The organism is Streptomyces soli, from assembly GCF_003999195.1.
Taxonomy (GTDB): Bacteria; Actinomycetota; Actinomycetes; order Streptomycetales; family Streptomycetaceae; genus Actinacidiphila; species Actinacidiphila soli.
This window is the reverse complement of the sequence record NZ_RJVR01000098.1, coordinates 26,839-35,096: the sequence shown is the minus strand read 5'-3', so window position 1 is coordinate 35,096 and position 8,258 is coordinate 26,839. Positions and strand designations below refer to the sequence as shown.

The 8,258-nt window shown below is 69.4% G+C and carries 5 protein-coding genes; 1 reads left to right on the top strand and 4 read right to left on the bottom strand.

The annotated features are described in order from the left end of the window. Positions 1-1,539 (bottom strand): LCP family protein (locus EFK10_RS08150; protein WP_164835885.1); only part of this gene is annotated, 1,539 nt, incomplete at its 3' end. Between the two features lie 91 nt (positions 1,540-1,630). Between EFK10_RS08150 and EFK10_RS08145 the strand changes: the two genes are divergently transcribed. Beyond that, complete coding sequence (locus EFK10_RS08145; RefSeq protein ID WP_127355067.1) at positions 1,631-2,650, top strand: glycosyltransferase family 2 protein; 1,020 nt, start codon at positions 1,631-1,633, stop codon at positions 2,648-2,650. A gap of 72 nt (positions 2,651-2,722) precedes the next feature. Here EFK10_RS08145 and EFK10_RS08140 read toward each other — a convergent pair whose 3' ends face one another. The 3 genes from EFK10_RS08140 to EFK10_RS08130 form a co-directional block, all read right to left on the bottom strand. After that, the gene (locus EFK10_RS08140; protein WP_127355066.1) at positions 2,723-4,489 is read right to left on the bottom strand and encodes an LCP family protein; all 1,767 of its coding nucleotides are present in this window, start codon (positions 4,487-4,489) and stop codon (positions 2,723-2,725) included. A 229-nt stretch (positions 4,490-4,718) separates the two neighbouring features. Further along, entirely contained in the window at positions 4,719-6,392 is a 1,674-nt protein-coding gene (locus EFK10_RS08135) for an LCP family protein (protein ID WP_127355065.1), read from the bottom strand. Positions 6,393-6,493: 101 nt separating this feature from the next. Further along, positions 6,494-8,209, bottom strand: a complete 1,716-nt coding sequence (locus EFK10_RS08130) for an LCP family protein (protein WP_127355064.1) — start codon at positions 8,207-8,209, stop codon at positions 6,494-6,496. Between the last annotated feature and the right edge of the window lie 49 nt (positions 8,210-8,258).

Genomic DNA, 8,258 nt, shown 5'->3' with positions numbered 1-8,258 from the left:
CGGCACCACCGGCGCGGCGGGCGCCGCGGGAGCCGGCGCCGGTCTCGCCGAGGCCGCAGGTGCGGGCGCGGCCGAAGCCGTGGCCGAAGCCGTGGCCGAAGCCGTGGCCGAAGCCGTGGCCGACGGCGCCGCGCAGTTGACGGAGTCGCCGGTGAAGGCGTGCGGCGCGGAGTCCGAGACCGAGTGGCCGAGCCCGACCGGGCGGACGCCTCGGTAGTCGGCGCCGACGATGACCTTCATCAGCTCGCCCTGGCCGGGGACCGGCTCCAGCTCTGCGTACGGCAGCGCCGCGAAGAGCGAGAGGACTGATCGGTCCCAGTTCGGGTCGTACCGGATGACGGTGTACTTCCAGTCCTTGCGGGTGGCGTTGGCGGGGGTGCCGTTCGCGGCGAAGCCGGTGGCCTTGAGGGCCTTGTCGGCCTGGCCGCCGAGGCCGACGTACGGCGTTCCGTTCTCCACCTGGACCTTGATCTTGGCGGGGTCGATCTTGACCTGGACGTGCGGGCGGGCGGAGGCGGACGGCGAGGCCGACTTCCCTGCCGCGAGCGGCCGGTCGGCGCGGATGGCGGCCCACAGGCGCTTGGCCTGGGCGTCGTCCCACTTCACGGCCGAGCCGTTGGTCTCGGAGACCGGTACGGTCGCGAACTCCGCCGAGCCGGGTCCGAAGCCGCGCAGCCCGCGCGCCAGCGCGATCAGGTCGGCCGCCTTCAGCTGCTGGTCGGCGCGTACGGCCCCGGACCCGGGTCCGAGGACCGCCGTGGCGAGCTTGCCGAGCTTGGCGGGACTGGCGAGCAGCCCGCTGCCGGTGGCCTGGCGGACGACCTGGGCGATGAGGCGCTGCTGGCGCTCCATGCGGTTGTAGTCGGTGGCGCCGTCGAGGTGGCGGGTGCGTACGTACTCCAGCGCCTGGCCGCCGCCGAGCCGGCTGGTACCGATGGGCAGGTCGAGGCCGGTGTAGGCGTCCTTGATCGGCAAGGTGGTGCAGACCTGCACGCCGCCGAGCAGGTCGACGGCCTTCATGAAGCCGGTGAAGCCGACCTCGAGGTAGTGGTCGACGCGGACCCCGGTCATGTTCTCGACCATCCGTACGGTGAGGTTCGGGCCGCCCTTCGCATAGGCCGCGTCGAGCTTCGAGGGCGTGGGGAACTCGGCGTACGTGTCGCGCGGGATGCTGACCACGCTGACCCGGCGGCGGTCGTGGGAGAGGTGGGCCAGCATGATCGTGTCGGTGCAGTGGCAGGGGTTGCCGCCGAGGTGGAAGCGCCGCTTCTGGTCGGCGGTGAGGCCGTCGCGGCCGTCCGTGCCGACGAGCAGGAAGTTGGTGCCGGCTGTCCGGCCCGGGCGGGACTTCATGTCGCCGAAGGCGTCGACGCGCTGGATGCCGCCGGCCGCGCGGTCGACCACGGCGTGGCCGATGCCGCTCGCGGTGAGGACGGCGAGCGACACCCCGCCGAGGATGCGCATGCCCCGCCGCAACGGCCGTACCGGCTTGCGGCGGGGGTTCCTGTGACGTGGTGGCCTGCGGCCGGGAGAGACCATGAGGTCAAGCTAATGAGTCATACCGTCGTACCGGCGGAGGCCGCCCGGCCGTGCGCGCTCCTGTCATCCGTTCGCGGTAACGTGTGCGACCGTGAACGCTGCCCCCGCTGTCTCCGTGATCATGCCGGTCCTCAATGAGGAGCGCCATCTCCGCAATTCCGTCCGCCACATCCTCGAACAGGACTACGCCGGCGAGCTCGAGGTCGTCATCGCACTCGGCCCCTCCACGGACCGTACGGACGAGATCGCGGCGCAGCTCGTGGCGGCGGACCCCCGCGTCCACACCGTCCCGAACCCCACCGGCCGCACCCCGGCCGCTCTGAACGCCGCCATCAAGGCCTCCCGGCACCCGGTGGTCGTACGGGTGGACGGCCACGGCATGCTCTCGCCGGACTACATCAAGACCGCCGTACGGCTCCTCGACGAGACCGGCGCGGTCAATGTCGGCGGCATCATGCACGCCGAGGGCGAGAACGACTGGGAGCGGGCCGTCGCCGCCGCCATGACCTCCAAGATCGGCGTCGGCAACGCGGCCTTCCACACCGGCGGCACCGCCGCCCCCGCCGACACCGTCTACCTGGGCGTCTTCCGGCGCGAGGTGCTGGAGCGGCAGGGCGGCTACAACGAGGAGTTCATCCGCGCCCAGGACTGGGAGCTGAACTACCGTATCCGCGAGGCGGGCGGCCTGATCTGGTTCTCGCCCGAGCTGAAGGTCTCGTACCGCCCCCGCCCCACCGTGCGCGCGCTGGCGAAGCAGTACAAGGACTACGGTCGCTGGCGCCGCGTCGTCACCCGCTACCACCAGGGCTCGGTCAATCTGCGCTACCTGGCCGCGCCAGGGGCCGTCCTGGCCATCGCGGCGGGCGTGGTGGTGGGCGCGGTCCTGACGCCGCTGGGCTTCGTCGTCCCGGTCGGCTACGTCGTCGCCATCGCGCTGGGCTCCCTGCCCGCCGGAAAGGGGCTGACGACCGGGGCCCGGCTGCGGATTCCGGTTGCGCTGGCGACCATGCACATGTCGTGGGGCTGGGGCTTCCTCACCAGCCCGCGCGCGCTGGCGAACCGGGTGATCGCCAGCCGCCGCCCGGCGGTGCAGGCGTCGGCCGACGTCTGAGGGTACGAACGCCGGAAAGCCGGAGGGCCTGTGTTGACATTCAGCACAGGCCCTCCGGCGTTGTCGCAGTCCCTAGAAGGTATAGGGCGCGTAGACGGACATGCAGGCCGAGGTGTTGGAGGCGTTGAGCGCGGCGGACTGGTCCAGCACCGCCTTGGTGTCGCTCTTGCTCGACTTCGGGTAGGTCGATCCGGTCGTCCAGTCGGAGCCGATCACCAGCGTCAGCTGCGTCACCTTGGTGGACTTCTTCACCGCGCTGGTCGGCAGGCTGAGCGACTTCGCCACCGCCTCGGCGTTGGCCTTGCCCTGGTTGCCCTCGGCGGACGGGTAGGTGATCGTCGTACCCGCCGAGGACGCCGTGGTGGAGTCGACGGCGGCCTTGGTGTAGCCGAGGCCGGTCAGCTTGTTGACGACGGTCGTGGCCCGGCCGGAGACGGCGGCCGTGGTCGAGTTCCCGGTGCCGTTCTGTACGGCGACGGAGATGTCGGCCTTCGGGGCGGCGGACGGCCCGGCGGAGGCGGAGGCCGAGGCCGTGGTCGTCTTCTTGGTGGTCTTGCCGTCGACCGGCTGGTCGTTGCGGATCATCGTGAAGAGCTGGGTGGCCGCGCTGGTCGGCACGACGTGGGCCTTCGGGTCCTGCGGGTCGGCGGCCGACGGCATGGTCGTCATGGTGATCCGCTTGGTCGGCACCTTGTTCAGCTCGCCCGCCAGGCTGATCAGGCTGCTGAGGCCGAGGCCGTTGTCCACGGTGAGCGCATGGGTCGCGGCCTCGGCCAGGCTGTTGAGCTGGCCGACGTCGGTGAGCTTGGTGCCGGCCTTGAGCTGCCGGATCATCGAGTTCAGATACATGTGCTGGGCATGCGTACGGCCGATGTCGCTGCCGTCCTCGAAGGCGTGCCTGGTACGCAGCCACTCGAGGGCCTGCTGGCCCTTGATGGTGTGAGTGCCCTTGGTGAGCTTGAGGTGCGAATCCGGGTCCTGGACGTTGGCCTTCACGCAGACCGGGACGCCGCCGACGGCGTCGGCGAGCTTCACCACGCCCGAGAAGTCCACCATCATGAAGTGGTCGATCGAGATGCCGGTGAGTTTCTCCCACGTGGCGACCGTGCAGCCGGGACCGCCGTGCCCCAGGCTGGCGTTGATGATGTCCGAGCTCTGCGGGTAGACGGTGCCCGAGCTGCTGGTGCACTTGGGGATGGTGACCCGGGTGTCGCGCGGGACGCTGACCACCGTCATGTTGCTGCGGTCCGCGGACAGGTGCAGCAGCATCTCCACGTCCGCGCGGGCGCCTACGGCGGTTGCGGCGCCGCCGCCGAGCTTGCCGTTCGAGCTGCCGGTCCGGGTGTCGGAGCCGAGCAGCAGGATGTTGAGCGGGGTCTGGCCGGCCGCGTTCGCCTTGGTCTTCTTGGCCTTGCTGCTGCCGAGGTTCAGCGTGTCCTTGGCCAGGTTGTTGTTCAGGTGCTGGTAGTACGCCCAGGCGCCGCCGGCGGTGCCGAGTATCGCGATGGAGGTGACGATCGCCACCCAGCGCAGTATTCGGCGCTTGGGTTTCTTGCGTCGCCGGGCGGCGGCCCGGCCACCGCCGTTCCCGCCGTCGCCACCGCCGCGCCGTCGCCGGCCGCCGTCGTTGTGGCCCGAGCCACCGCTGTCCGCTTCGTAGCGGGATTCCGGGGTCCCGGACGCGTCCGGGCCGTACCCGCCGCCGCCGTCCACGGGGGAGGCCTGCTGGGGCACGTGTGGCGCGGTGTGATCAGTCCTGTACAGACTGTCGTCCCAGCCGAGATCACCCGGCTCGGAGGCTGTGTTCCACTCGTCCCCCCGGACGCCGCTGTGGCGCATTTGGGCCCTCCCATGACGCGCTGTCCTGTACGGTCACCGGCCGCGCCGCAGCGCCGCTGATCCTGGGTGATTCTCAGCTACTCGACTGTCAAAGTGCTGTGGGGCACCGCCGGTGGCGTGTGTAGCGCCAGCGCGGCGGCATGCTGGGGTCACGATACATAAATGCTTGACACGTCCAGCCGCACATTCTCTTTCGGATGTGTAAAGAGCTGAACGGTGCCGCCCTTTATCACCACCGATAAGGGGCATAAACATCCATGCAGGCACCGGTCTCGGAACCGTTGATCGCGTTGGCGGAGTCGGGTGCGGAACCCGCGCTGGGCAGGGTCTTTCCGTAATCGGTGCCGTCGCGCCAGTCCGATCCGGCCACGAGAGTGACGGAGGACACGTGTGACGATTTCTTCACCGAGTTCTTGGGGATGTCCAGGGCCTTCGCCACGGCCAGCGCGTTGGCCTTGCCCTGGTCACCGGCGGCGGCGGGGTAGGTGACCGTCGTGCCCTCGGCCGGCTGCGGGGTGGTGTCGGCCACGGCCTGGGTGAAGCCGGCGTCGGAGAGGGCTTTGACAAGGTCGCCGGCGCGCTGGTTGACCGGGCTGCCGTTGGCGTCGCCGGCGGTGCCGTTGACGACGTGGACGGCGATGGAGGCGGCAGGCGCGGCGGACGGTCCCGCGGAGGCGGTGCTGCTTGCCGTCGCCTTGGTCTTGCCGGTCTTCACCTTGCCGTTGGCATCGAAGGCGATGTCGTTGCGGAGCATGGACCAGATCTGCGGCGCGTCGGTCTTGCTGGGTACGAGGTGCGCCTTCGGGTCCTGCGGATCCGCCACGGAGGGCATGGTCAGCATGGTGACGCGGTTGGTGGGCACGCTCTTGAGCTCCATGCCCAGGTCGTAGAGCTTCTTGATCGAGCCGATCTCCTCGGAGACCTTCAGCGAACTGGTCGCCGCCTCCGCCAGGTTCCGGAGGTGACCGGTGTCGGTGAAGACGTTCTGCTTGCGGAGCGTGCGCATCATCGAGTTCAGATACATGTGCTGCGCCTTCGCGCGGAGGATGTCGCTGCCCCACGCGTGCCGCGTACGCAGCCACTGCAGCGCCTGCTTGTCGGTGACGTCATGATGGCCCGCCGTCAGCTTGAGACCGGAACCGCCGCGCTGGGCGGTGGTGGAGCGGTCCCACACGTTCTGGTTGACGCAGACGTCGACGCCGCCGATGGCGTCGGCCATCTTCACCACACCGGCGAAGTCGATCATCATCCAGTGGTCGATGTAGACGCCCGTGAGGTTCTGCACGGTCGCCAGGGTGCAGCCCGGTCCGCCGCGCGCCAGCGACTCGTTGATGATGACGCTGCTGGTCGCCGCGTACTTCTGGCCCGTGTCGGGGTCCGTGCAGGTGGGGATCGGCACCCGGGTGTCGCGCGGGATGCTGATCACCGACATGTTCTTACGGTCGGCCGACACATGCATCAGCATGATGACGTCGGCGCGCGGCTTGTCGCCCTGGGTGTACTTGGCGCCGCCGAGCTTGAGGTTCGCGGCCGAGTTACGGCTGTCGGAGCCCAGTACCAGGACGTTCAGCGCGGTCTGGCCGGCCGCGTTGGCCTTGGCCTTCTTGACGTTCGACGCGCCGCTGGCGCGCTCGCCCTTGCCGAGCTGGTTGTTGAGGTGCTGGTAGTACGCCCAGCCGGCCCCGGCCGTGCCGAGTATGACCAGCGAGACGGTGAGCGCGGTCCAGCGGACTATCCGGTGCTTGCGGCTGCGGCGGGGACGCCGTCCGGTGCGCCGGTGACCGCCACCCGGGTCTCCGCCGGGCGCCGCCTGGGGCTCCGGCCGGGGCGGGGTCGCCGCCGGCGGCTGCTCCTCGTACAGGCTTTCGTTCCAGCCGAAATCGCGTACACCGCGGTCACTCATGTCCCCACCCCTGGTCCTGTTTCCCCGTTGATAAGACGCGCTGTGAGATGTGCTGCGTGTCGCTCACGTGGTGTGTGTCAGGTCACACCTCGTGAGCCGGCTCACTTGGCGCACACGTTCTTGTCGTTCGCCACGACCTTCTGGATGCCCGCGGGCGCCTTGGTCGGAGCGGTGATCGGCGTGCCGGCTCCCGTGAAGTCCTTGCCGAGCGTCAGTGTCATGTTCGCCAGCGCTTTGGCGTTCTTGGCGCCCTCCTTGAGCGCGGAGGCGGGCAGCCCCATCCAGTCGGCCAGCCGGCGGGCCTGGTCGGCCTGGTTGGGGGCGTACTCCAGCGTCGTCTTGGCGATGTCCGCTGACGCATTGCCGCCGTTGGTGGAGCGTGGGTCGCCCTTGGTGTTCTGCAGCCAGTCCACGGTGTCCTGGGCCGCGCCGAAGATGCCGCTGCCGTTGTAGACCTCGACCCGTACGTAGGCGGGGTCGGCCATCGTGCCCTTGAGCTTGCTCGCGTCGGCGACCTTCTGCTTCTTCTTCGCCTCGGTGAGGGAGACGTCCTGCTTCACCATGTTGAAGAGCGTCGGCGCCTTGGTCGGGTCCAGGACGACTGTGGCGTGCACCTTCTCGGCCGGGTTGTCGATGACCGGCACGGTGGCGAAGGTGATGTTCTTGGTGTTGACCCCGCTCAGGTCCTTGGCCAGGGAGCTGAGCTTCTGGACGTCGCCGATGCCGGTGTCGACGGTGAGCGCCTTGGTGGCGACGTCAGCCAGTTTGAAGAGCTTGCCCGGGCTGGTGAGGGTGCCGCTGGACTTCATCTTGCGGATCATCGAGCTGAGGAACTGCTGTTGCAGTTCGATCCGGCTCAGGTCGCCGCCGAGGCCGACGCTGTGCCGGGTGCGGACGAAGGCCAGCGCCTGATCGCCCTCGACGACATGCCGGCCCTTGCTGAGCTTGAGGTGCGACTTCGGGTCGTTGATGTCCTTGGCGAGGCAGACCTCGACGCCGCCGATCGCGGTCGACAGATCCTTGACGGCGTTGAAGTCGGCCATCATGAAATGGTCGGGGGTGATGCCGGTCAGCGCCTTGACGGTACGCATCGTGCAGCCGGGATCGCGGCCGTCCTGGCCGAGGCTGGTGTTGAAACGTACGTTGTCCGTGCCCGGAATGATCTTCGTCGAGCCGTCCTTCTGCTTCGTCGGACAGTCCGGGACGTCGGTGATGATGTCGCGGGGGATGCTCAACGCGGTGGCGTTGGAGCGGTCCGCTGATACATGGAAGAGGATGGTGGTGTCGGCGTGGCCGACGCTGCCCGGGTCTCCGTACTTGTCGCCCAGGCCCTGGCGGCTGTCGGTGCCGATCACCAGGATGTTGACCGGGCCGCTGGTGGTGGCGCTGTCCGAGCCGATGTTGCCGGTGTCGACCGTGCTGATGTTGCCGTTGAAGTGCTGGAAGACGAGATAGCCGCCCACGCTGACCGTGACGAGGACGAAGCCGACCGAACCCGCCGTCCACAGCAGAGCCTTCTGCTTACGGGACTTCCTCGGCTTGGGCTTGCGCCGGCTGGCCGAGGCCCCGCCCCGCCCGCCGCTGCCGCCGCCCGAACCGCGTCCGTGGCCGCCCGCTCGCCGGCTGCTTGTGGGGGACTGCTCTGCTCGCCGCCGGCTGCTTGTGGGGGACTGCTCTGCTCGCCGCCGGCTGCCCTGGGTCGGCACGGCACGGGCCGGCGGATCCTCGGGCTCCAGCCGCAGTTGGTAACTGCCCGTCTCCGGATCGAACACCCACTGGTCCGCCGGATCGACGTGCTTACGGCCTTGCGTGTCCACGGTCGCTTGTGTCCTCCGTCTCGGCCGGTGCCTCAGGCCGATCGCTCAC

Bases quoted from the DNA above. Each gene is read 5' to 3' on its own strand.
- EFK10_RS08140 (WP_127355066.1), bottom strand. From the start codon at position 4,489: ATGCGCCACAGCGGCGTCCGGGGGGACGAGTGGAACACAGCCTCCGAG.
- EFK10_RS08135 (WP_127355065.1), bottom strand. From the start codon at position 6,392: ATGAGTGACCGCGGTGTACGCGATTTCGGCTGGAACGAAAGCCTGTAC.